This window comes from Roseburia sp. (genome assembly GCF_041325975.1).
In the GTDB taxonomy this organism is placed as follows: domain Bacteria; phylum Bacillota; class Clostridia; order Lachnospirales; family Lachnospiraceae; genus Roseburia; species Roseburia rectibacter.
Map to the genome: position 1 here is coordinate 645,773 of NZ_JBGLEJ010000005.1, position 22,052 is coordinate 667,824.

The following is a 22,052-nucleotide window of genomic DNA, read 5'->3' on the forward strand; positions in this document are numbered from 1 at the left end:
AATAGTTGCGAAATGGGGCATATTAAAGTATAATAAGACTATCAAAAACGGCCTGGGATGTGCGACACCCTACATTTTTGAACCTACATTTACTTTTATGGGATTCTTATATTCGAAGGCAGATGTCAAGCCATCAGTACTTCGGTACGTGAGCAGTGGAAGACAGAAACCAGCGTGCGGTTACCCACCTAGCGGTCGCTAGGAGTCAAAAACGTAGGAAACGGCATTTTGGGTTTTTGACAAAAGATCATAAGGTACAGAAGATTTTTTAGTACAGAAGAGATGAAGAGTACAAAAGAAAATTTGATGTACAGAAGAATATTTGGCATACAGATGAAAAAGATCTGCTATACAAAAGAATATTTAAAATACAAAAGAACTTTTGTTTTCGGACAAAAGATCAGGGAAGCTGCTTTGAAATATAAGCAGCTTCTTTTGTGCAATAAAATGACAGAAATTATATGTATTTGGTACAGAAACGGGGCTCAACGTGAAAAAAAGAAATATACCTAAAATTTCAGCAGTCATACTGGGAGTTTTAATTTGTGTTTTTATAGGTGTACTTATAAACAAACTGAAAGAGAATTATGATCCGGAAGTTTTTTCGGAAGATTATATCAGTATTGATGAAGTAAAACAGGAACTGGCTTTTACCGTGTATTCAAAGGATGAATGGGACGACTGGTTTTCAGACAGGAAACAGGAGTATCTGACACAGTCAGTGCTGGATGAACTGTTAAAAAAACTGGGTGTTTCAGAACAGATTGATTTTGTGGTAAAAAGAAAAAACTCAGCCATCCCGCGTACAGAATGGAATCAGATATATGAGCAGATACTTGGATTTCTTGATATGGAACAGAGCGTGACAAAAGAGTCTTTGCTTGTGTTAAATAGTCTGGAGCTGGATGATCAGACGGTTCTTGTAACGAATCAGGGTGACTATTATACCAGATTACAAAATACATATTTTACAAACTGGATGGCATATGAGATTTATATAAGAGAGAATCAGTGCATTGGCATTGCACAGGTATCCAGACAGGGACAAACGGTCGAGAATGTATATTTAAAATCCTGCCAGAGGGAACAAATCTGTTTTTTATTTGCCGGTGCAGTTTATGAAATAGAATTGAACGATGATCAGATATCCTGCGAACCGGGAGTCTGTGACCTCGTATTTACGGATGGTACGCTTACTGCAATCAAGACAAAACAGGATTTTATACAGGGGCAGATGTTGTCTTATGATGATTCTGAGATTGAGATAGAAGATTATGGAAGAATCCACCATAATGGAAAACTTCCGGTTTATCAGACTTATGGCGATGTGTCTGAAAAATCGATATCGGATGTTGTTTTAGGTAACATGGATGTTGCTTATGTAACAGCAGGGAAGGAAGTCTGTGCGATCCTTATTCTACAGCCTGCTGATATAAAAAATATCCGGGTTCTTCTTTTAGCGGATGATGGTACAAATGTCCGGAAAGATATATATTTAAAATGTTCTGTGAAAGCTGTAGTGACCTGTGGCGATGAAACAAAAAATACAGAACCGGATGAACTTCTTCACCCTGCGGATGCATTGACAGATACCTCTGGAAAAACTTATGTTTTGAAGCCGGAAACGGAAGATGGACGGATCTATCTGTGTGACCAGAATGGGACAGCTACGTCAAATGGCTATTTTGGAACGATCGAGGTGAGAAATACAGAGAATGGGTATACGGTCGTGAATGAGCTGCCATTAGAAGAATATTTATCTGCGGTTGTGCCAAGTGAAATGCCGTCAAATTTTTCGGCAGAGGCATTAAAGGCACAGGCGGTATGTGCGCGCAGTTACGCTTATATACAGCTTATGCGGGCAGATCTTGCGGCATACGGAGCGCATATCAATGACAGTACATCTTATCAGGTTTACAATAAAGTGGAGCAGACCAAGGAGTCCGTTGCGGCTGTCGATGCAACATGTGATCAGGTGATGACCTGGATGGGAAAGGTTGTGGAGGCATATTATTTCTCTACATCAATGGGGTATACAGATACGGCAGAAATCTGGAATGTGGATGATCCTGCTGATTATGGATATCTGAAAAAAACATGTTTAAATCAGACGGATGATGGGATGGACTTATCGGATGAAACAACATTTACCCGGTATATTAAGGGCAACGCGGATGGATATGATAGTGATATCCGTTATTACAGGTGGTCTGCAACAGCAGATTTATCGGATAAAACGGAACAGGTAAATGAGATCTTATCAGCAAGACATTCCATTTCACCCCAAAATGTGTTATATTATGAATCTGACGGCACAACAGAGATGGATGTTTCTGATGCCGGAAAGAAAATGGGAGACATTACCGGAATGTCAGTGGAAGCAAGAAGTGGTTCCGGTTCGATCCTTACATTGAATCTTACTTATGAACATGGTGTTGTAAAAGTAAAGACAGAATACAATATTCGTAAGATTCTTGGATGTATGATCGAAAAAATAGTCTATGCAGATGCAACGGAATCAGAAAATATGACGATGCTGCCGAGTGCATTTTCAACGATCGAAAAGCAGGAAGACGGAACCTATCTGTTATCCGGCGGGGGTTATGGTCATGGACTTGGCATGAGCCAGAATGGCGCAAATGGAATGGCAAAAGCCGGTATGAATTATCTGGATATCTTAAATTATTTTTATCAGGATATTAAAATAGAGACAATCGGAGAGATGGAAGGAAAAAAGACATTATGATCTGGAAGATTATAGGAAATGTCATGTCATTTATGGGAAAATGTAAACGGGATAAGATCAACGCATATTCTGCGCAGTCAGCTTTTTTTATTATATTATCGCTGATCCCGTTTCTCATGGTTTTTTCGTCCCTGTTACAGTATACATCTGTGACGGAGGGGACACTTTTAAAAATTATAGAAAGAGTTATGCCGGAATACATAGCACCGTTTCTTATTTCCCTGATTGATGAGGTGTATAACAGATCTGTGGGCATTATTTCCATTACAGCGATCGCGGCTATCTGGTCTGCAGCAAAGGGAGTACAATATATGACCGATGGACTTAATTCTGTCAATGACCTTGAAGAGACAAGAAACTGGTTTGTGCTGCGCCTCTGGGCAGTCGTTTATACAGTAGTGTTTGTGATCGCGATTATATTTACGCTGCTTGTAATTATTTTTGGAAATTCGCTTCAGAAACTGGCATCGCAGTATATTCCGTTACTGCGGCATGCTGTGGATCTGCTGTCACATTTTCGAGGTCTAGTCATGTTAGCAATGCTGATCCTTTTCTTTGATATAATCTTCACTGCACTGCCGAATAAAAAGCTGACCTTTAAAAGCCAGCTTCCGGGAGCTGCGATCTGCGGAGTGGCATGGTATGTTTTTTCTATTGGTGTATCTATATATGTGGATTATTTTAATGGTTTTTCCATGTATGGAAGCCTGACAACGATCGCACTTATCATGTTGTGGCTTTATTTCTGCATGTATATCATGATGATGTCGGCGGAAGTAAACGTTATTTTCAATGACAGTATCCGGAAGTGGCTGCTCAAAGATAAAGAGAAGAAAAAAAGAAAAAACTCTTGAACTAATAAATTGCCTGTGCTACAATGCAATACAGAGTGAAAAAGAAAAGGCATTGAACGTGATTAGTAGTGCACTATAATTCTTTCAGAGAGAATGGGTCACCGGCTGAAAACCCATTTAAGACAAGGTAGGAATCGAAGTTCGCACGGGAGCCGCATTTGTGAAATGACAGTAGCAGATGACGTTTATGCACGTTACGCATGTTAAGAGCTTCCTGCCAGCTACTATGGCAGAAAGAATCAGGGTGGTACCGCGGAATCATTCGTCCCTGGACGAATGACTCCGCGTTTTTTGTTGCTGAAACAAATCCATCACAGGAAATTGTGTCACAAAAATAATTTGTAAGACAAATATCTGAAAGAAATAATGCAGAATGGAGATTATCATGAAAGAAAAATTGCAGAAAATCAGAGAAGATGCGATCCGTCAGATCGAGGCATCCGGCGATCTGTCAAAATTGAATGATGTGCGTGTTGCAGTTCTTGGAAAAAAAGGAGAACTGACCGCCGTATTGAAGAGTATGAAAGATGTCAGTCCGGAAGAACGTCCATTAGTCGGACAGCTTGTCAATGAGACAAGAGAGAGCATCGAAAAGATCTTAGATGAAACAAAGAAAAAATTAGAGGCAGCAGAGTTAGATGCAAAACTCCGCAGAGAAGTTATTGATGTGACACTTCCTGCAAAGAAAAATAATGTCGGACACCGTCATCCAAATACAATCGCATTAGAAGAAGTAGAGCGCATCTTTACCGGAATGGGATACGAAGTAGTAGAAGGACCGGAAGTAGAGTACGATTATTATAACTTTGAGGCACTTAATATCCCGGCAAACCATCCGGCAAAAGACGAACAGGATACTTTCTATATCAATGACAAGATCGTACTTCGTACACAGACCTCTCCGGTACAGGTCCGCGAGATGGAAAAAGGAAAACTCCCGATCCGTATGATCGCACCGGGCCGTGTATTCCGTGCAGATGAGGTAGATGCGACACATTCTCCGTCTTTCCATCAGATTGAGGGACTTGTTATTGACAAAAACATTACGTTTTCTGATTTAAAGGGAACACTTGCAGAGTTTGCAAAACAGTTATTCGGACAGGACACAAAGGTAAAATTCCGTCCGCATCACTTCCCATTTACAGAACCGTCCGCAGAGATGGATGTAACCTGTTTTAAATGTGGCGGTAAAGGATGCCGTTTCTGTAAAGGAGAAGGCTGGATCGAGATCTTAGGCTGTGGTATGGTACATCCGCGTGTACTGCGTATGAGCGGTATTGATCCGGAAGAATACTCAGGATTTGCATTCGGTATCGGATTAGAGCGTATTGCACTGCTCAAATATGAGATCGACGATATGCGTCTGCTCTATGAAAATGATCAGAGATTTTTAAATCAGTTCTAGGAAAAAGATAGGAGAATATAGCATTATGAATACTTCATTAAAGTGGATCAAAGATTTAGTTCCTGGTCTTGACTGTACACCACAGGAATATATGGATGCCATGACTTTATCCGGCTCTAAAGTAGAAGGATATGAAAACATGGATGAGGATCTCGACAAAATTGTGATCGGACAGGTAAAAAGCATTGAGAAACATCCGGATGCAGATAAACTTGTCATCTGTCAGGTAGATATCGGAACAGAGACGATCCAGATCGTAACAGGAGCTCCAAATGTAACTGAAGGCTGCAAAGTACCGGTCGTATTAGATGGCGGAAAAGTTGCAGGCGGTCATGACGGAAGCAAGACTGAGGGCGGTATTAAGATCAAAAAAGGAAAACTGCGCGGCGTGGAGTCAAACGGCATGATGTGCTCGATCGAGGAACTCGGTTCCAACAGAGATATGTTCCCGCTTGCACCGGAAAATGGTTTATATATTCTGCCGGAAGATGCTCCGGTCGGAGAAAATGCAGTAAGTTATCTGGGATTGAATGATACGGTTGTTGAGTATGAGATCACTTCAAACCGTGTAGACTGTTTTTCCATTCTTGGTATTGCGAGAGAAGCAGCAGCTACATTCGGAAAAGAATTTGTTCCTCCGGTTGTGACAGAAACAGGTAACAATGAAGATGTCAACGATTACATCAAAGTATCTGTAAACGATGACAAACTCTGCTCCCGTTACACCGCAAGAGTTGTAAAGAATATCAAGATCGCACCGTCACCGGAATGGATGCAGCGCAGACTGCGTGCACAGGGAATCCGTCCGATCAATAACATTGTCGATATCACAAACTATGTGATGGAAGAGTATGGTCAGCCAATGCATGCCTATGATCTTGATACGATCGAGGACAGAGAGATCGTTGTAAGACGTGCAGCAAAGGGTGAGCAGTTTGTAACATTAGACGGTCAGGAACGTACTTTAGATGATTCTGTACTGATGATCTGTGATGGAAAGAAAGCCATCGGCATTGCAGGTATCATGGGTGGAGAAAATTCCATGATTACAGACAATGTAAAAACAATGCTGTTTGAAGCTGCATGTTTCGATGGAACAAACATCCGTCTGTCCGGAAGAAAGATCGGACTGCGTACCGATGCTTCCGCAAAATTTGAAAAAGGATTAGATCCGAATACAGCGATCGAAGCAATGAACCGTGCATGCCAGCTCATCGAGGAGCTTGGAGCCGGAGAAGTTGTCGGCGGCGTAGTGGATATTTACCCGAATGTCAAAGGGGATAAGCGTATTCCATTTGAACCGGAAAAATATAACAAACTTCTTGGAACAGATATTGCCAAAGAGACAATGCTCGCATATTTCTCAAAGATTGATTTAGGCTATGATCCGGCCTCTAATGAAGTGATCGTTCCATCCTGGAGACAGGACTTAGAGTGTGACGCCGACCTTGCAGAGGAAGTGGCAAGATTCTTCGGTTATGACAAGATTCCGACCACATTACCAAGCGGTGAGGCTACCACAGGAAAACTTACCTTCAAACTCCGTATTGAGGCAGTAGCAAGAGAGATCGCAGAGTTCTGCGGATTTTCACAGGGTATGACGTATTCATTTGAGAGTCCGAAAGTATACGATAAATTATTATTGCCGCAGGATTCCCCACTCCGTAAGGCAGTTGTGATCAGCAATCCGCTTGGAGAGGATTTCTCCATTATGAGGACAGTTTCCTTAAATGGTATGCTGACATCACTTTCCACAAACTTTAACCGCAGAAATAAAAACGTGCGTCTGTATGAACTTGGAAATATTTACCTGCCAAAACAGGTACCGGTAACAGAGCTGCCGGAAGAGCGCATGCAGTTTACACTTGGTATGTACGGAGAGGGTGACTTCTTTACCATGAAGGGTGTGATCGAGGAATTCCTCTACAAAGCAGGCATGAAGCTGAAACCGGAATATGATCCGGAATCCGGAAAACCATTCTTACATCCGGGACGTCAGGCAAATGTTGTCTATGATGGTACCGTGATCGGTTATCTTGGAGAAGTTCATCCAACGGTTGCTGCAAATTATGCGATCAAAGAGCGTGTTTATGTGGCAGTACTTGATATGCCGGAGATCGTATCCCGCGCATCTTTCGACCACAAGTATGAAGGAATCGCTAAATTTCCGGCTGCAACCAGAGACATTTCCATGGTTGTTCCGAAGAAAGTGCTTGCCGGTGATATTGAGAAGATTTTTGATGAAAAAGGCGGCCAGTTCTTAGAGAAATATGATCTGTTTGATATCTATGAGGGAGCACAGATCAAACCGGGATATAAATCAATCGCATATTCTTTATCTTTCCGTGCAAAGGACAGAAACTTAGAGGATGCCGATATTACCGGTGCAATGGATAGGATTGTAAATGCACTTGAGCGTGTCGGTGCTGAATTAAGAAAATAAAACAAAAAGCATATGCATGTAAGTAGTGCCTGATCCGGTTTTTTACCGGATCAGGTATTTGTAGTATATTGAATGAGGATTATCATGGATGTAAAAGATTTTTATTATGACCTGCCACAGGAACTGATCGCGCAGGACCCGTTAGAGGATCGTTCCAGTTCGCGGCTGATGGTATTGGATAAAAATACCGGTGAAGTGACACATCGTGTTTTTAAGGATATTACAGATTATTTAAGACCGGGAGATTGTCTGGTTATTAATAATACGAAGGTAATACCTGCAAGACTTTATGGAGTAAAAGAGGGCACACAGGCAAAGATCGAGATTCTTTTATTAAAACGTAAAGAGAATGATATCTGGGAAACACTTGTAAAACCAGGAAAAAAATGTAAAGTTGGAACAAAGATCATTTTTGGCGAAGGACTGCTGACCGGTGAGGTTATTGATATTGTTGAAGAGGGAAACCGGCTGATCCAGTTTCATTATGAAGGGATTTTTGAGGAAATCTTAGACCAGCTTGGACAGATGCCTCTGCCGCCTTATATCACACATCAGCTTCAGGATAAAAACCGTTATCAGACGGTATATGCAAAATATGATGGTTCCGCCGCCGCACCGACAGCAGGACTCCATTTTACACCGGAGCTTTTAAATAAAGTACGGGAAATGGGTGTGGAGATTGCAGAAGTAACACTTCATGTAGGACTCGGTACTTTTCGTCCGGTCAAAGAAACAGATGTTCTGAAACACCATATGCATTCTGAATTTTACCGGATCGAGCAGTCACAGGCAGATAAGATCAATCATGCAAAGGAAACAGGGCATAGTGTCATTGCAGTAGGAACTACCAGTACACGTACTTTGGAGGCAGCTTCGGATGAGAATGGTTTCCTGCGTGAGACAAGCGGGTGGACAGAGATTTTTATTTATCCGGGGTATCAGTTTAAAGTCATTGATTCTCTGATCACGAATTTTCATCTGCCGGAGTCTACACTTGTGATGTTAGTTTCTGCGTTAGCAGGCAGAGAGCATGTGTTAAGCGCATATGAGATTGCGGTAAAAGAAAAATACCGTTTCTTTAGTTTTGGGGATGCTATGCTGATTACGGATACCACAGTTTAAATGATCTGAAAAGATGCAACAGACAGCATGATTTACGGGCAAAATGCTTGCTTGAAAAAATCACGAAAGAGAAGGAGAATTACGGAATGGAAGAGAAAAGACACCATAAGCGTTTAAAACTCGACGTTTCCATCCAGTTAGAACGTCTGACAGAAGATGGAACAACGACATATGATTATACGCAGGTCGAAGTTACGGATGTTTCGCGTGGTGGAATCGGCTTTTTGTCCAACGAACCTTTGGAAGTTGGGAGATATTATAATACTAAGATCCAGATATGGACGAAAGAAGTGTTCGATGCGGTCATCGAAATCGTGCGTAAACAGAAACTGGAGGATGGAACAGACAAATATGGAGCAACTTTTATAGGCATGTCCGACACGGATGCGATAAAAATTGATATTTATCAGGTGTTTCGTGAAGCATAAAAGTATAAGAGATGAAGTATGCTTTTGATGACAGGATAAATGCAAAAAATCGAAGAGAGCCAGATAGGTCACATCCTAAAATAAAGATGATCTGTCTGGCTCTTTTTATGTCTGTCATTCTTCGTCCATAAGTTATCATTTATGAAAGCATAGGTATACGAATAAATTATTTGTAAGTCATAAAATTAATCATGCTTCATAAGAACTTATGGTAATTGTATAATCGCTCGTACCTTCCACATAAGTGGTTCCATCAGAGCCTTTGACGGTAACGGTATTGCCGTCCGCGTCAGTGATAGTTCCCTTGCAGGTTAAAGATGAGAGAGTGCTATCCCCGTCAACGATCCAGGTAGAACTGCTGTCAATGGTCAGATTCGCGTAACCGTCGCCTCCATTTCCGGCATTGCTTTCATCCTGAACAAAACTTCCGGTCCAGGTACTTTTATTTTTAAGAGAAACATCCAGTTGGCTGATACTGTCCCAGATGATCTTTCCTGCCATGGTCTGGGAATCTGCAGTAAATTCGCAGTCAGCACCGTTGGCACCGGAAGAACCCCAGCCTCTGGCATTGCTGTTGCCGGTACATTTTAACAGGAAATCATTGGAATCAGAATAGTTTAAATCCACACCGGATAAATAAAAGGTACTTTCTGTATTTGTTGTATAAAACATACCGCCGTTTTCAGAAGTCAGACTGCCGCCTGTCATGGAAAAATTACTGTTTCCGACTTCGGAATCACCGGACATACTCTGATAGAGAATGACAGTCCAGTTACAGTCATTCTGTTCATTTTCCGGAATATTGCCGGTCAGATCACAGTCTGTTAATTTTAAGGAGTTCAGACCTTCAATACAGACTGCTTCCGATCCGTTTGCTGTTAAAGAAGCATTTGAGATAGAAATATCTGCAGTACAGTAAACAGCCGGAGAACCGGTTCCGTTTGAGGTATAGCTGCCACCGTCTACCGTCATGGTTCCGCCTCCACGGTCACTCCGGATTGCCGCAGAAGATTCGCCGTTCGTTGTCACGGTCAGATTTTTGGCAGTGAGTGTACCACCTCCTGCAACATGAATACCGCCGGATGTATCCTGTGTGGTTGTGATTGTACTGTCAGAAACCGTAACATTTCCGTTACCATAAGAAAAGATGCCTGCACCACCGGCAGAATCTGTCGTGATCGTTGCATTGTCTACAGATACTGTTCCGTCAGTTGCCAAAAGACCGGCACCTACTCCGTAAAAACTGGATGAATCGCCACCGGTACTATCAGAGGAAGTGCGGTCTAATGTGATATTTTTTAAAGTCACATTCGCTCCATTTGATACAAGAATCGCATTTTCATCAGATCCTGTGGAAGAGAAAGAAGCATCCGAAACTTCGGTATCTTCCGTGTATTCTGTTACTGCATTGTAGGATTCCGGCTGGGAGGAAGCGCTGCCTCCCGGTGCGCCGCCTCCCGGTGCGTTGCCTCCGTCAGAAATTGTTACTGTTGCCGCATTTCCATCATCATCGAAGGTGATCGTTACCATAGTGCCTTCTGATAAAGCGGAAAGTGTGGTTTCATTTCCATCTTTGTCATAGTAGACGGTGGAATCGGTCAGATTGATCGTCTCGGTTGACATATTGCCCATATCCGGTGTGCCGCCGTTGTCGGAAGGAGCAGAAGTGTTGTCGCCACTTGGCTGATTGTCAGGGGTTTCGGTGGAATCTGTGCCATCAGAGTCTGGTTTGTCAGCCGGAGCAGAGTTATTGTCACTGCCATTGTTGTCACTCGGCGGATTACCCGGTGCTTCGCCCTGACCACCGCCCGGCATGGTAGCAACCGTGATTGTGCTGTCGGTAATTTCGGAAATCATTCCCATGATCGTATTTTCATCTGATTTTGTATCAGTATCTTCAGTAGACGCTTCTACGGTACTTTCCACCGAAGAAGAGGTGCTGGTGGTATTGTCTGTGTCCGTACTATTGTTTGTACTGCCGCATCCAGAGAAAATCAGTGTTCCTGCCAGTGCGATGCATAGTAATGCTTTTTGATATTTCATAGTGTTTTTCACTCCTTTTTTTGTTGATAGCTGTATTCTACCGATGCAATGTGACGGTTAGATGAAGTGGGATTGGAAGTTATGTGAATTTAAAGAGAAGGTTGTGTGGAAGAGAAGCTGGAATACCTTTTTGAAAGTAAAAAAGTTATTTGAAAATTTTTTTGAATTTTATGAAATTTACTATTGTAGATTTTATAAAAGTGTGCTAAACTATATTTGTATCCATGAACTAGTTTATAATGTAAACAGTTCAACTCAAGAGGCTGTATTCCTGATTAACGTCAGGGATACAGCTTTTTGACTGTTATGGAATCGTTTAAAAGACTGAAGATGTGAAAATTTCAGATAAAATTCAAGTAGTCATTACAACGAAGAAAAGTTGATATTACTACCCGAAATTGATACTATGATTACAGAACAAGCGGTTGTAATAAAAAGTCCTTTGCCATAAGGCGGGGGACTTTTTAAAAAAGAAGGGAAGCAGACATGAGACCATTACCGGTTGGAATTGACAGTTTCGAAAAATTAATTCAGGAAAATTATTACTATATTGATAAAACTCTGCTGATCAAAGAGCTATTAGAGCTGAAAGGCGAGGTAAATCTGTTTACCCGCCCCAGACGTTTTGGCAAGACGCTGAATCTGAGCATGTTACAGTATTTTTTTGAAGATACAGGAGATGCGGAGCAGAATGTGAGAAACCGTGCATTATTTACTGGCTTAAATATTATGAATGCAGGGGAAGAATATATTTCACAGATGGGGTGTTATCCTGTTATTTTTCTTACATTAAAGTCTGCAAAACAAAGGAATTTTAAAGCAGCTTATTTTAAACTGAAAGAAGAAATTTCTGAAGAATTTAAAAGACACGAGAAACAGATAATGAGCGGTAATATCTCAGAAGATGACAGAACTCTGTTTTATGAAATTGCGTCAGGAAAAGCGGACAGGGAGGTATATTCCGGTTCTTTAAAGACATTAAGCAGGCTGCTTTATCAGGTGACCGGGCGAAAAGTGATCATTCTGGTTGATGAATATGATGTACCGTTAGAAAATGCATATTTTTCCGGATTTTATAATGAAATGATTGACTTCACCCGGTCGTTGTTTGAATCTGTGTTAAAAACAAATGCGTATCTTCAGTTTGCAGTCATTACAGGCTGTCTTAGAATATCGAAAGAAAGTATTTTTACCGGTTTGAATCATTTGAACGGTATTTCGATTCTGGATAAACAGTACAGCGAACATTTTGGATTTACAGAGCAGGAAGTAAAGCAGGCAATGATTTCCTATGGTGTGGAAGATCGTTTTGCAGATATGAGAGAGTGGTATGATGGATATACTTTCGGAAACTGGGAAGTATATAACCCGTGGAGTGTCATCAAGTTTTTATATGATCTTGTGGCGGATCAAAATGCATTCACACGTCCGTACTGGGTAAATACCAGTTCAAACGATATTGTAAAAAATCTTGTACTGCGTGCCGACAGGGAAACAAAAGGGCAGATTGAGACGCTTCTGGCAGGAAATACATTGGATATTCCGGTTCATGAGGAAATTACTTACACGGATATTTATGAGAATGATGTGAATTTATGGAATTTTCTGTTTTTTACCGGGTATCTGACTAAAACAGATGAATACATGGATGATGGTATCATTTTTCTGAAAGTCCGGATACCGAATCAGGAAGTGAAAATGATTTATAAGACCACAATACAAAACTGGTTTCGGGAAAAAGTAAAGAAAACAGATTTCCATGATCTGTATCAGGCGATGGAAACGGGAAACGCGGCGCGTATGCAGGAGATTCTGAATGAACAGTTGTTAGTAACAATCAGTTATTATGACAGTGCGGAAAGTTTTTATCATGGTTTTCTTGCCGGGATTCTAAGCCAGAGCAGCAATTATCTTGTTGAGTCGAACCGTGAATCAGGGAAAAGACGATATGATCTGATGGTAAAAAGTCCGTCGCTCAGAGGCAGGGCATTTATTATAGAAGTAAAAGTGTCTTCTGGAATTGATGAATTGGAAAATGATGCAGAGAAAGCGGTGCGTCAGATTTATCAGAAAGGATATAAAGAGGCACTTTTAAAGGAAGGTTATAAGACAATTGACTGTTATGGGATTGCTTTTTACCGGAAGGACTGTGAAGTTTGGTATGATGGAAAATAATATAGAATGTATGCTGCCAGGATGAGATATTTCATTATCATGCGCAGAAAAAATGCCGTACGATCAACCGACCGTACGGCATTTCCCTATCTTTCGTAAATCGTATAATGATGTTTCTTAAGCAGTGCGACTGCCAGTGCTAACGATTCCCCGTCATACATTTCAAGTCTCAAGACACCGCCTTCAAATTCACGGTTATGAATGATGCCGATGTTTTTTATGCTTAAATTATTGCTTGCAAGGATCGTGGCGACGGTGGCGATCCCACCGGTCTCATCGATCAGATCTAAATATAATTCGTAAATGTTCTTTAAGGCGCCTTTTGCCGTAATAGTGATAGAATCACGGTAATCCTTTGCAGCAGTAAAGGCATCTAATAAAGCTGATTCATCTGCATCTGCGATATTGATCCGCATTTTCTCCAAAGTATGAATATAACTGTCCAATAATTTTAAAATCTGTTCCTGGTTGGACAGGCAGATATTTTCCCACATGACAGGAGAGGATGATGCAATTCGCGTGATATCTTTAAATCCTCCGGCTGCAATGGTTTTCATGATCTCATTTTCATCATCTGATTCACGAACCAGATTTACGAGACTGTATGCGATCACGTGCGGCAGATGGCTGATCGCTGCGGTAGCATAATCGTGCTGTTCGTATCCTAAAACAAGTGGAATCGCACCGAGAGAACGCACCAGTTCTGTCAGTTCTTCCACGGCGGGAGCAGGACTTTTTTCGGTTGGTGTGATAATATAGTAAGCATTTTCCAAAAGTGTTTCTGAGGCGTTGGAAAGACCGGTTTTCTCAGATCCCGCCATCGGATGCCCGCCAATAAAGTTAGCTTCAAGACCTAGCTTTTCTACTTCCCTGTGAATCTCTGTCTTGACGCTTCCGACATCTGTGATAATGCAGTCCGGTGAGATCACATCTTTTAACTGCTGCAGATATTCGATATTTTTCCTGGTCGGCGTACATAGAAAAATATAATCGCAGTCTGCAAAATCTTTCAGTTCACACGGTGTATTGTTTACGATTAAATGTTCTTTATAAGCGTCGGCAACCGTCTCGGTATGATGTGCAGTTGCAATCATTGTGAGTTCCGGATGAAGTGCATGCAGTTTCTTTGCAATGGAACCACCGATGAGTCCGAGTCCGATAAAGCCGATTTTCTGAAGTGACATATATGGAAATCCCCCTGTTAGATGTTAAAATTCTATTCTTATAATTCTTTACCTATCATAGACATAAATCACAAGAAAGTCAACACGTTAAAGTACAAAAGTGTATATTGCATAAAAAAATAATCAAAGTTTGGACGAAATGTGAACACTATGTAAACATTCCATGCAAATGGTAAAAAAATATTTAAAATGCATACATAATATATAAACAAATTTTGGGTAATATAAAAATAGTTAGTAAATATGAATAAATAAGTTGTAATAAACGTGTAAATTTAGTAAAATATAACCATACAGCGAATGCCGTTTCAGAGGTATCGACTAAAAAATATGTATTGGAGGATTTGCTATGAACGTTTACACAACTGACAAGATTCGTAATGTGGTTCTGCTTGGACATGGTGGATGTGGTAAAACAAGTCTCGCCGAGGCGATGGCTTATCTTGCGGGGATGACAACACGCATGGGAAAAGTTACCGATGGTAACACGATCAGCGATTATGACAAAGAAGAAATCAAACGTCATTTTTCCATCAACACAACTGTGATACCGATTGTCTGGGGTGATACCAAGATCAATATCCTTGATACACCTGGTTATTTTGATTTTGTAGGGGAGGTAGAAGAAGCAGTCAGTGCTGCGGATGCAGCAATTATCGTAGTATCCGGTAAGGCTGGCATTGAAGTCGGCACAAAGAAGGCATGGGAGTTATGTGAGACATACAAACTGCCGCGTATGGTATTTGTTACAGATATGGATATCGATGAGGCAAGTTACCGGCAGGTCGTAGAAGATTTACAGCAGCTATACGGCAAGCGGATCGCACCTTTCCATCTTCCGATCCGTGAAAACGGACAGTTCGTCGGTTATGTCAATGTATTACAACAGCGGGCAAAACGCTGGAAAGATAACGGCGAAGTGGAAAAGGTAGAAGTGCCGGAGTATTCCAAAGAGAATCTTGGTATCTGCAGGGAAGCATTGATGGAGGCTGTTGCGGAGACGAGTGAAGAATTTATGGATCGTTATTTTGGAGGGGAAGAGTTCTCCGAGGATGAGATCCGCCAGGCACTCCGTGTCAATGTATCCGATGGAAGCATCGTTCCGGTGCTGATGGGTTCGAATGTTCTTGCACGCGGCATGTATACACTGATGGTCGACATTGTAAAATATCTTCCGAGTCCGGAAAAACGTTCCTGCACCGGAATCAATGCAAAGTCCAACGAGGTATACAATGCAGACTATGATTTTGCAAAACCAAAATCAGCTTATATTTTCAAGACGATTGCAGACCCGTTTATTGGGAAATATTCATTGATCAAAGTTAATTCGGGAGTTATCAAAACAGATGATCTTCTTTACAACCAGCATAAAGATACAGAGGAAAAAATCGGAAAGATCTATGTACTCTGTGGCAATAAGCCGGAGGAAGTAAAGGAACTGCATGCGGGAGATATCGGAGCGTTAGCGAAGCTGACGAAAGCAGCTACCACAGATTCCCTCTCCACAAAGGCAAACCCGATCCTGTATATAAGAACCCAGATCTCCACACCATATACCTATAAACGTTATAAGGCGGTCAATAAAGGAGATGAAGATAAGATTTCACAGGCATTACAGAAACTGATGCTTGAAGATCTTACATTAAAAACAGTCAATGACAGTGAAAATGGCCAGACATTACTTTACGGTATGGGAGACCAGCACCTTGATGTTGTGGCAAGCAAACTGTTAGAGAGATACAAAGTTCAGATTGAACTGAAAAAACCAAAAGTAGCATTCCGGGAGACCATTCGTAAGAAAGCGGATGTGGAATACAAGTACAAAAAACAGTCCGGCGGTCATGGACAGTATGGTCACGTCAAGATGACATTTGAACCTTCCGGAGACCTTGAAACACCATATGTATTTGAACAATGTGTTGTCGGTGGAGCCGTTCCGAAGAACTTCTTCCCGGCGGTGGAGAAAGGAATCCAGGAAGGCGTGCAAAAAGGACCGATGGCAGCTTATCCGGTGGTAGGAGTAAAAGCAGTTTTATATGATGGCTCTTATCATCCGGTAGACTCTTCTGAAATGGCATTTAAGGTTGCAGCACTTCAGGCATTTAAAAAAGGTTTCATGGAGGCATCACCGATCCTGTTAGAGCCGATCGCATCCTTAAAGGTTGTTGTACCTGACAAATATACAGGTGACATCATGGGAGACTTAAATAAGCGCCGTGGACGCGTACTTGGAATGAATCCGACAGAACACGGTTATCAGGAGATCGTAGCTGATATCCCATATATGGAATTATATGGATACAATACAGATTTACGTTCTATGACCGGTGGAAGCGGAACCTTTTCTTATGAGTTTGCAAGATATGAACAGGCTCCTTCTGATATTCAGGAACAGGAGATCGCAGAAAGAGCAGGCAAACTCGATAACACGGACAATTCATAAAAACTTCTTTGAAAAATAAAAGAAGCAGGTCTTCCCGGAAAGCAGAGCAAAAAACACAGACTGGCTGTAATACCAGCTGGTCTGTGTACAAAAAAGGGAGGAATGGGTATGCAGTTTGGCAGAAAAATTTGCAAAGAATTATTTGTAATTTTATATGTATTTATTTTTCTTGTAAGTGATCCAAAACTGGTTCGTGCCTGCAGTATTATCATCCTCCCGAATGCTTCACAGGAGACCATTGCAAGTGATGATATCACATTAGACCTCTTTGCAGGAGAAAATCCATCGGAATATCATATCGTATATGAAGTAAATGGTGGCATTAACAGTAGTAATAATACAAAAAACATCAAAAAGGAAGAACTTCCGTTTACCTTGGATGTGCCGGTTAAGATCGGATATAATTTTGCCGGCTGGTATGCAGATTGCAATTATTCCAGAAAAGTTACAACAATTGATGAGGACAGTCCTGCTAATATGGTGCTTTTTGCAAAATGGACAAAAAACATCGATAATCATTATAATGTAGAAATGTATTCTTACCAGACTGGCACGATCCGTGATAGCAGTCAGAAAGAGTTAAAGGAATGTTCTTATACTTTTTTGGATTCTCTTTCGATTCCGGGAATGCCTTCTACCAGAGAAAAAGATTATAAGGACAATTTGATCAGCAGTTCCAGCCAGTGTATGCAGGGACTTTGCTTCACACCGGATTATATTCTTATCACAGCCTATTCAGAAGATCGTAAAAATTTAGGCTCGTTAATGGTATTTGACCGTGAGAGTGGTGAATATCTTGTGACACTTGGCATGAAGAAAGAAAGTCATCTTGGAGGTATTGCTTTTGATGGTGAAAATGTCTGGATCTGCCATTCTAATTCCAATACATTAGAGCGCATTTCCTATGAATATATCACAACAATTGCAAATGATGTACCGGGGTATTGTATTGATGCATCCGCTTTGTCAGATGAATATCGTCTGAAAAATACACCATCCTGCATTACCTGCTACGGCGGAAGACTCTGGGTTGCTACACATACCAGATTTTTTGATTCCGAAATGTATTCTTACAGTTACGATAAAGAAGCGGATAAACTGACAGCAGTCAGCAGTTATAATCTTCCAAGCAAGGTGCAGGGCGTGGCTTTTGATGATAATGGCTCTATTTATTTAAGTACCTCTTATGGAAGAAACAATTCTTCTTATTTGAAAGTTTATGCGTCTCTCCTTGCACTGGATAAAAAGCCAAATGATCCAAAGGTAAAAGTTGAGATGCCGCCTTGCTCAGAGGAAGTTGCGATTGCGGATGATACGGTATTTGTTTTATTTGAATCTGCGAGTGCAAAATATTTTGAGGGTACAGACGGTATGGGAAAAAGTCCGGCACCGATTGACAAGTTGTTAGAAGTGAGTGTTGCTTCAATCTGGTAAAACTAAATCAAACAGCAAGCAGATAGAAAAGGGATGGAGTGTTTCCATCCCTTTTGTCAGCTTTGTTTCCGTTCTTTCATAAGACGGATGATCTTATCCGCCTTATCCGCCTCTTCTTTCGACATGTTTTGTTTTAACAGGGCAATTAACATTTCTGTTTCCGGATCAGTAAACTGGATATTGTTTGTCTTTGCCGCATTCATGGTGCCAAGGAGAAATGGCATCATATCTTTAATATTTGTTGGCTTTTCTTTTGAAGCAAAGTTCATTAAAAACTGCAGTTTTTCGGGTGACATATTTTTCAACCCCGGATTATTCCAAAAATCATTTTCCATATTTTTTCCTTTCAAAAGATTTAAGATATTTTATGCAAAAATCGTCTCATATGTTTCCATCATGGAAATCATATTCGTAAGCATATCAAGTGTTTCGAGTTCCTTATCCGTACAGAATTTCCGGAGATCGTTCAGCATAGCAAGCGTGGAATTTTCTTCTTCGCTGACAGAGCACATAGACATGACTTTATCTTCCTGATTAAATACCTGGATGGTATTCTGTAATTCCATATATTTGATCAGAATGGCAAATTGTTTTTTCTGGTCGCCTTTCATATAAGGAATTGCTGTTTTTAACATCTGCAGTTCTCGGGTCTGTGTCATATTATCAAATGGCGTGAATGAATTTTGTTCCATAAAAATCTCCATTCTTGTGTGTGAAAAAAGTTTTTTTCACTCGAATGCCTTTTTTTTCAGTTTATGAATCAGAAAAATAGATTATGTCAGCTATTATGCAGATTTTAGGATGGGTTTAGTGACGATGTCAGGCAGTCCGGCATAAAATAAACAGGGAGGAATAAAAATATGCTGATTATTGATGGAAATAGTGTTTATGAAATAGATGAGGAGTGTGCCAGGAGAAAGAAAGTCCCGAAAGAATGTGGAATTTATGAGAAGATGATACAACAGCAGAAATGGGAAAAAGATCAGGAATATACAGATAAAAATCAGAAAGAAAAATACTCATAATATCGATGATCTATGAATCAGGAAAGAATCCTGCCCGGAGGGCAAAAAACGTCTCGCCTGTAACGGGCAGAGACGTTTTTGGTATAAACAATAGAATGATACAGGGCGACCGGCAATACCGGCCGCCTGTATGGAATGGATGCTCAGACTAGCAGAAGCATCCTCCGCCATTTCCACCACAGCCGCCGCAGCAGAAGAGAAGCAGGATGATCCACAGACAGTCATTACTGCCACCACAGCCATTATTTCCACCACAGAATCCGCCGTTACCGCCACAGCAGCATAATAAGATGATGATCCAGAGAATGGAATTGCATCCTCCCTCGTTACAGGAACATCCACCACCACAGTTTGTTGCAGCTAAATCACTCATATAAAACCTCCAGAAATTTTTCTTACACTGTATCTTATGTGAAAGCCAGATAAGTGTTACAAATCTGAAAAAATTTTCTGTTAGGTTTAAAGGAATATACAGGATGCATATTTTAACATATTTATAACTGCAAGTTATAGAAAATATAAAATTTTATGCCTTGACAAATAAGAGAAGAAATGTATAGAATATAGAAAAAGTATAATTGTATACAATTATGCATGAAAAAATATTCACTCTAAAAGTAAAAATATGCATTCATGGCATAGGTGTCAATGGCACAAGTGCCATGGCAGAAAGAAGGATTTACGTTATGAGAGAAGTTGTAATGAATAAGAAAACGAATCTGCTGCAGCTTGAAGAGCATTTTTATCAGTTAGCAGATGTGAAAGAACCAAATGTATTCCATAATCTGTTCCCGTATGATGAGATCCCAAAGATCGCATTCAATGACCGAATTGTACCACATAATATGCCTGAAAATATCTGGATCACAGATACGACATTTCGTGATGGACAGCAGTCAAGGGCACCTTATACAACAGAACAGATCGTGACGATCTATGATTATCTGCATCGCCTGGGTGGACCGAAGGGTCTGATACGACAGAGTGAATTCTTTTTATATAGCAAAAAAGACAGAGATGCCGTCTATAAATGTTTAGAGCGCGGTTATAAATTTCCGGAAGTTACAAGCTGGATTCGGGCAAGCAAACAAGACTTCCAGTTAGTAAAAGATATCGGTCTGCGTGAGACAGGTATTCTGGTAAGCTGCTCGGATTATCATATTTTCTATAAAATGAAAATGACAAGAAGAGAGGTCATGAATCTTTACCTGAGTGTCATCCGTGAGTGTTTGGAGACAGGTATCAGTCCACGCTGTCATTTGGAGGATATCACAAGATCTGATATTTACGGTTTTGTAATTCCGTTCTGTGTGGAGCTTATGAAGCTGATGGATGAATATAAGATTCCAATCAAGATCCGTGCCTGCGATACTATGGGATATGGAGTGAATTTCCCTGGTGCTGTGATTCCGCGAAGTGTACCGGGTATCATTTATGGTTTGACCACACATGCAGGTGTACCTTCTGAACTGATCGAATGGCATGGTCATAATGATTTCTATAAAGCAGTTAATAACTCTACGACGGCATGGCTTTATGGAGCCAGTGGTGTCAACTGCTCCCTGTTCGGTATCGGAGAGCGTACCGGTAACACACCGCTTGAGGCTATGGTTTTTGAATATGCACAGTTAAAGGGAACACTCGATGGTATGGATACCACAGTGATCACAGAGCTGGCGGAATATTTTGAAAAAGAGCTTGGATATGTGCAGCCGAGCCGTACACCGTTTGTCGGCAGTAATTTTAACGTTACAAGAGCTGGAATCCATGCGGACGGACTTCTGAAAAATGAGGAGATCTATAATATTTTTGATACCGGAAAATTCTTAAACAGACCGCCATTAGTATCTGTTTCCAACACATCCGGTCTTGCAGGAATTGCTCTCTGGATCAACTCATATTATCATCTTCCGAAAGATAAGAGTGTCGATAAGAACTCAGAACTTGTAAAAAAAGTAAAAGTCTGGGTAGACAAGCAGTATGAGGATGGACGTGTTACGGTACTGACGGATAAGGAATTAGTAGAAGAAATTGAAAAATGCTGTAAGGAATTAAATGTAACAATAGGAGCATGAGGTGTCATATATGGGAGAGGATAATTATTCCTTAAGTTCTCGTGTGTTCCATACGATCCGTGAGAATATTTTATCCGGAAAATATGCGACAGACGAAGAACTGAAGGAAAAAAATATCGGCGAAGAGTTAGGCGTCAGCCGTACTCCGGTGCGTGAGGCGCTCCGCCAGCTTGAACTGGAAGGATTAGTCACCATCATTCCGAATAAGGGTGCTTATGTTGTAGGTATTTCCAAGAAAGATATTCAGGATATTTACGAGATACGGTCACGTTTGGAGGGACTGTGTGCAAAGTGGGCTGCGGACAATATCACAAAAGAGCAGTTAGATGAACTGGATGAAAATATATATCTGTCTGATTTCCATGCAGCAAAAGGAAATTCAGAACAAGTCGTGGAATTAGATAACCGTTTCCATGAAATTTTATATAACGCTTCTGACAGTAAAGAGCTGAAACATGTGCTGCTTGATTTTCATCATTATGTGCAGCGTGTACGTAAAATCACACTTGCAGATCCAAAACGTTCTGTGCAATCGAATCAGGAACACAGACAGATTGTGGAAGCATTAAAAAAACATGATGCCAATCTGGCAGAAAAACTTGCAAATGAGCATATGATGAACACCATTCACAATATGGACAATTACGGATGGGACAATTTATTTCAATAGAAAAG

Annotated in this window: 17 protein-coding genes, 1 other RNA gene and 1 other annotated feature; of the genes, 13 read left to right on the forward strand and 5 right to left on the reverse strand. The window is 40.9% G+C overall.

Going from position 1 to position 22,052, the window contains the following annotated elements; all coding sequences use genetic code 11:
• Positions 1-46 precede the first annotated feature (46 nt).
• The 7 genes from ssrS (at position 47) to ACDD58_RS14440 (ending at position 8,998) form a co-directional block, all read left to right on the forward strand.
• Positions 47-239: non-coding RNA, 6S RNA (gene ssrS / locus ACDD58_RS14410), on the forward strand.
• Positions 240-490: 251 nt separating this feature from the next.
• The gene (locus tag ACDD58_RS14415; protein WP_370778106.1) at positions 491-2,746 is read left to right on the forward strand and encodes a SpoIID/LytB domain-containing protein; all 2,256 of its coding nucleotides are present in this window, start codon (positions 491-493) and stop codon (positions 2,744-2,746) included.
• Complete coding sequence (locus ACDD58_RS14420; protein WP_117920888.1) at positions 2,743-3,600, forward strand: YihY/virulence factor BrkB family protein; 858 nt, start codon at positions 2,743-2,745, stop codon at positions 3,598-3,600. The genes ACDD58_RS14415 and ACDD58_RS14420 overlap by 4 nt, the downstream gene beginning before the upstream one ends.
• A 43-nt stretch (positions 3,601-3,643) precedes the next feature.
• Positions 3,644-3,873: a binding site (T-box leader), on the forward strand.
• A gap of 112 nt (positions 3,874-3,985) precedes the next feature.
• Entirely contained in the window at positions 3,986-5,005 is a 1,020-nt protein-coding gene (gene pheS / locus ACDD58_RS14425) for a phenylalanine--tRNA ligase subunit alpha (protein ID WP_370778108.1), read from the forward strand.
• A 25-nt stretch (positions 5,006-5,030) separates the two neighbouring features.
• A complete protein-coding gene (pheT, locus tag ACDD58_RS14430; protein WP_370778110.1) occupies positions 5,031-7,448 on the forward strand; it encodes a phenylalanine--tRNA ligase subunit beta in 2,418 nt (805 codons plus the stop codon).
• A gap of 84 nt (positions 7,449-7,532) precedes the next feature.
• Positions 7,533-8,570: a tRNA preQ1(34) S-adenosylmethionine ribosyltransferase-isomerase QueA gene (gene queA, locus ACDD58_RS14435; RefSeq protein ID WP_370778112.1), complete on the forward strand. Its 1,038-nt coding sequence runs from the start codon at positions 7,533-7,535 to the stop codon at positions 8,568-8,570.
• 86 nt (positions 8,571-8,656) lie between these two features.
• Positions 8,657-8,998, forward strand: a complete 342-nt coding sequence (locus tag ACDD58_RS14440) for a PilZ domain-containing protein (protein ID WP_370778114.1) — start codon at positions 8,657-8,659, stop codon at positions 8,996-8,998.
• A 189-nt stretch (positions 8,999-9,187) separates the two neighbouring features.
• Here the strand turns inward: ACDD58_RS14440 and ACDD58_RS14445 are convergent, their stop codons facing one another.
• Positions 9,188-11,041, reverse strand: coding sequence for a right-handed parallel beta-helix repeat-containing protein (locus ACDD58_RS14445; RefSeq protein WP_370778116.1), 1,854 nt, complete (start codon positions 11,039-11,041; stop codon positions 9,188-9,190).
• A gap of 486 nt (positions 11,042-11,527) precedes the next feature.
• Here ACDD58_RS14445 and ACDD58_RS14450 point away from each other — a divergent pair, with 486 nt between their 5' ends.
• Positions 11,528-13,216: an AAA family ATPase gene (locus ACDD58_RS14450; RefSeq protein ID WP_117920882.1), complete on the forward strand. Its 1,689-nt coding sequence runs from the start codon at positions 11,528-11,530 to the stop codon at positions 13,214-13,216.
• An 86-nt stretch (positions 13,217-13,302) separates the two neighbouring features.
• Here ACDD58_RS14450 and ACDD58_RS14455 read toward each other — a convergent pair whose 3' ends face one another.
• A complete protein-coding gene (locus tag ACDD58_RS14455; protein WP_370778118.1) occupies positions 13,303-14,400 on the reverse strand; it encodes a prephenate dehydrogenase/arogenate dehydrogenase family protein in 1,098 nt (365 codons plus the stop codon).
• 349 nt (positions 14,401-14,749) lie between these two features.
• Between ACDD58_RS14455 and ACDD58_RS14460 the strand changes: the two genes are divergently transcribed.
• Both ACDD58_RS14460 and ACDD58_RS14465 read left to right on the forward strand, forming a co-directional pair.
• Positions 14,750-16,843, forward strand: coding sequence for an elongation factor G (locus ACDD58_RS14460; RefSeq protein WP_370778120.1), 2,094 nt, complete (start codon positions 14,750-14,752; stop codon positions 16,841-16,843).
• A gap of 108 nt (positions 16,844-16,951) precedes the next feature.
• Positions 16,952-18,277 carry an InlB B-repeat-containing protein gene (locus ACDD58_RS14465; protein ID WP_241070672.1) on the forward strand — a complete coding sequence of 442 codons (1,326 nt, stop codon included), beginning with the start codon at positions 16,952-16,954 and terminating at the stop codon, positions 18,275-18,277.
• Positions 18,278-18,333: 56 nt separating this feature from the next.
• Here ACDD58_RS14465 and ACDD58_RS14470 read toward each other — a convergent pair whose 3' ends face one another.
• Both ACDD58_RS14470 and ACDD58_RS14475 read right to left on the reverse strand, forming a co-directional pair.
• The gene (locus tag ACDD58_RS14470) at positions 18,334-18,612 is read right to left on the reverse strand and encodes a hypothetical protein (protein WP_117921369.1); all 279 of its coding nucleotides are present in this window, start codon (positions 18,610-18,612) and stop codon (positions 18,334-18,336) included.
• 30 nt (positions 18,613-18,642) lie between these two features.
• Positions 18,643-18,969, reverse strand: coding sequence for a hypothetical protein (locus ACDD58_RS14475; RefSeq protein ID WP_117921370.1), 327 nt, complete (start codon positions 18,967-18,969; stop codon positions 18,643-18,645).
• Between the two features lie 168 nt (positions 18,970-19,137).
• Between ACDD58_RS14475 and ACDD58_RS14480 the strand changes: the two genes are divergently transcribed.
• Positions 19,138-19,302 (forward strand): hypothetical protein, encoded by a 165-nt coding sequence (locus ACDD58_RS14480; RefSeq protein ID WP_243102832.1) that lies wholly within the window; start codon positions 19,138-19,140, stop codon positions 19,300-19,302.
• 148 nt (positions 19,303-19,450) lie between these two features.
• Here the strand turns inward: ACDD58_RS14480 and ACDD58_RS14485 are convergent, their stop codons facing one another.
• Positions 19,451-19,675, reverse strand: coding sequence for a chorion class high-cysteine HCB protein 13 (locus tag ACDD58_RS14485; RefSeq protein WP_117921372.1), 225 nt, complete (start codon positions 19,673-19,675; stop codon positions 19,451-19,453).
• 313 nt (positions 19,676-19,988) lie between these two features.
• Between ACDD58_RS14485 and ACDD58_RS14490 the strand changes: the two genes are divergently transcribed.
• Together ACDD58_RS14490 and ACDD58_RS14495 are read left to right on the forward strand one after the other, a co-directional pair.
• Entirely contained in the window at positions 19,989-21,377 is a 1,389-nt protein-coding gene (locus tag ACDD58_RS14490) for an isopropylmalate/homocitrate/citramalate synthase (protein ID WP_015560518.1), read from the forward strand.
• 10 nt (positions 21,378-21,387) lie between these two features.
• Entirely contained in the window at positions 21,388-22,047 is a 660-nt protein-coding gene (locus ACDD58_RS14495) for a GntR family transcriptional regulator (RefSeq protein ID WP_117921374.1), read from the forward strand.
• Positions 22,048-22,052: the final 5 nt, after the last annotated feature.

What these genes read in the sequence shown, in the direction of transcription:
- ACDD58_RS14420 (WP_117920888.1), top strand. Translation starts at nt 2,743, where the DNA reads ATGATCTGGAAGATTATAGGAAATGTCATGTCATTTATGGGAAAATGT.
- pheS (WP_370778108.1), top strand. Translation starts at nt 3,986, where the DNA reads ATGAAAGAAAAATTGCAGAAAATCAGAGAAGATGCGATCCGTCAGATC.
- pheT (WP_370778110.1), top strand. Translation starts at nt 5,031, where the DNA reads ATGAATACTTCATTAAAGTGGATCAAAGATTTAGTTCCTGGTCTTGAC.
- queA (WP_370778112.1), top strand. Translation starts at nt 7,533, where the DNA reads ATGGATGTAAAAGATTTTTATTATGACCTGCCACAGGAACTGATCGCG.
- ACDD58_RS14440 (WP_370778114.1), top strand. Translation starts at nt 8,657, where the DNA reads ATGGAAGAGAAAAGACACCATAAGCGTTTAAAACTCGACGTTTCCATC.
- ACDD58_RS14445 (WP_370778116.1), bottom strand. Translation starts at nt 11,041, where the DNA reads ATGAAATATCAAAAAGCATTACTATGCATCGCACTGGCAGGAACACTG.
- ACDD58_RS14450 (WP_117920882.1), top strand. Translation starts at nt 11,528, where the DNA reads ATGAGACCATTACCGGTTGGAATTGACAGTTTCGAAAAATTAATTCAG.
- ACDD58_RS14455 (WP_370778118.1), bottom strand. Translation starts at nt 14,400, where the DNA reads ATGTCACTTCAGAAAATCGGCTTTATCGGACTCGGACTCATCGGTGGT.
- ACDD58_RS14460 (WP_370778120.1), top strand. Translation starts at nt 14,750, where the DNA reads ATGAACGTTTACACAACTGACAAGATTCGTAATGTGGTTCTGCTTGGA.
- ACDD58_RS14465 (WP_241070672.1), top strand. Translation starts at nt 16,952, where the DNA reads ATGCAGTTTGGCAGAAAAATTTGCAAAGAATTATTTGTAATTTTATAT.
- ACDD58_RS14470 (WP_117921369.1), bottom strand. Translation starts at nt 18,612, where the DNA reads ATGGAAAATGATTTTTGGAATAATCCGGGGTTGAAAAATATGTCACCC.
- ACDD58_RS14475 (WP_117921370.1), bottom strand. Translation starts at nt 18,969, where the DNA reads ATGGAACAAAATTCATTCACGCCATTTGATAATATGACACAGACCCGA.
- ACDD58_RS14480 (WP_243102832.1), top strand. Translation starts at nt 19,138, where the DNA reads ATGCTGATTATTGATGGAAATAGTGTTTATGAAATAGATGAGGAGTGT.
- ACDD58_RS14485 (WP_117921372.1), bottom strand. Translation starts at nt 19,675, where the DNA reads ATGAGTGATTTAGCTGCAACAAACTGTGGTGGTGGATGTTCCTGTAAC.
- ACDD58_RS14490 (WP_015560518.1), top strand. Translation starts at nt 19,989, where the DNA reads ATGAGAGAAGTTGTAATGAATAAGAAAACGAATCTGCTGCAGCTTGAA.
- ACDD58_RS14495 (WP_117921374.1), top strand. Translation starts at nt 21,388, where the DNA reads ATGGGAGAGGATAATTATTCCTTAAGTTCTCGTGTGTTCCATACGATC.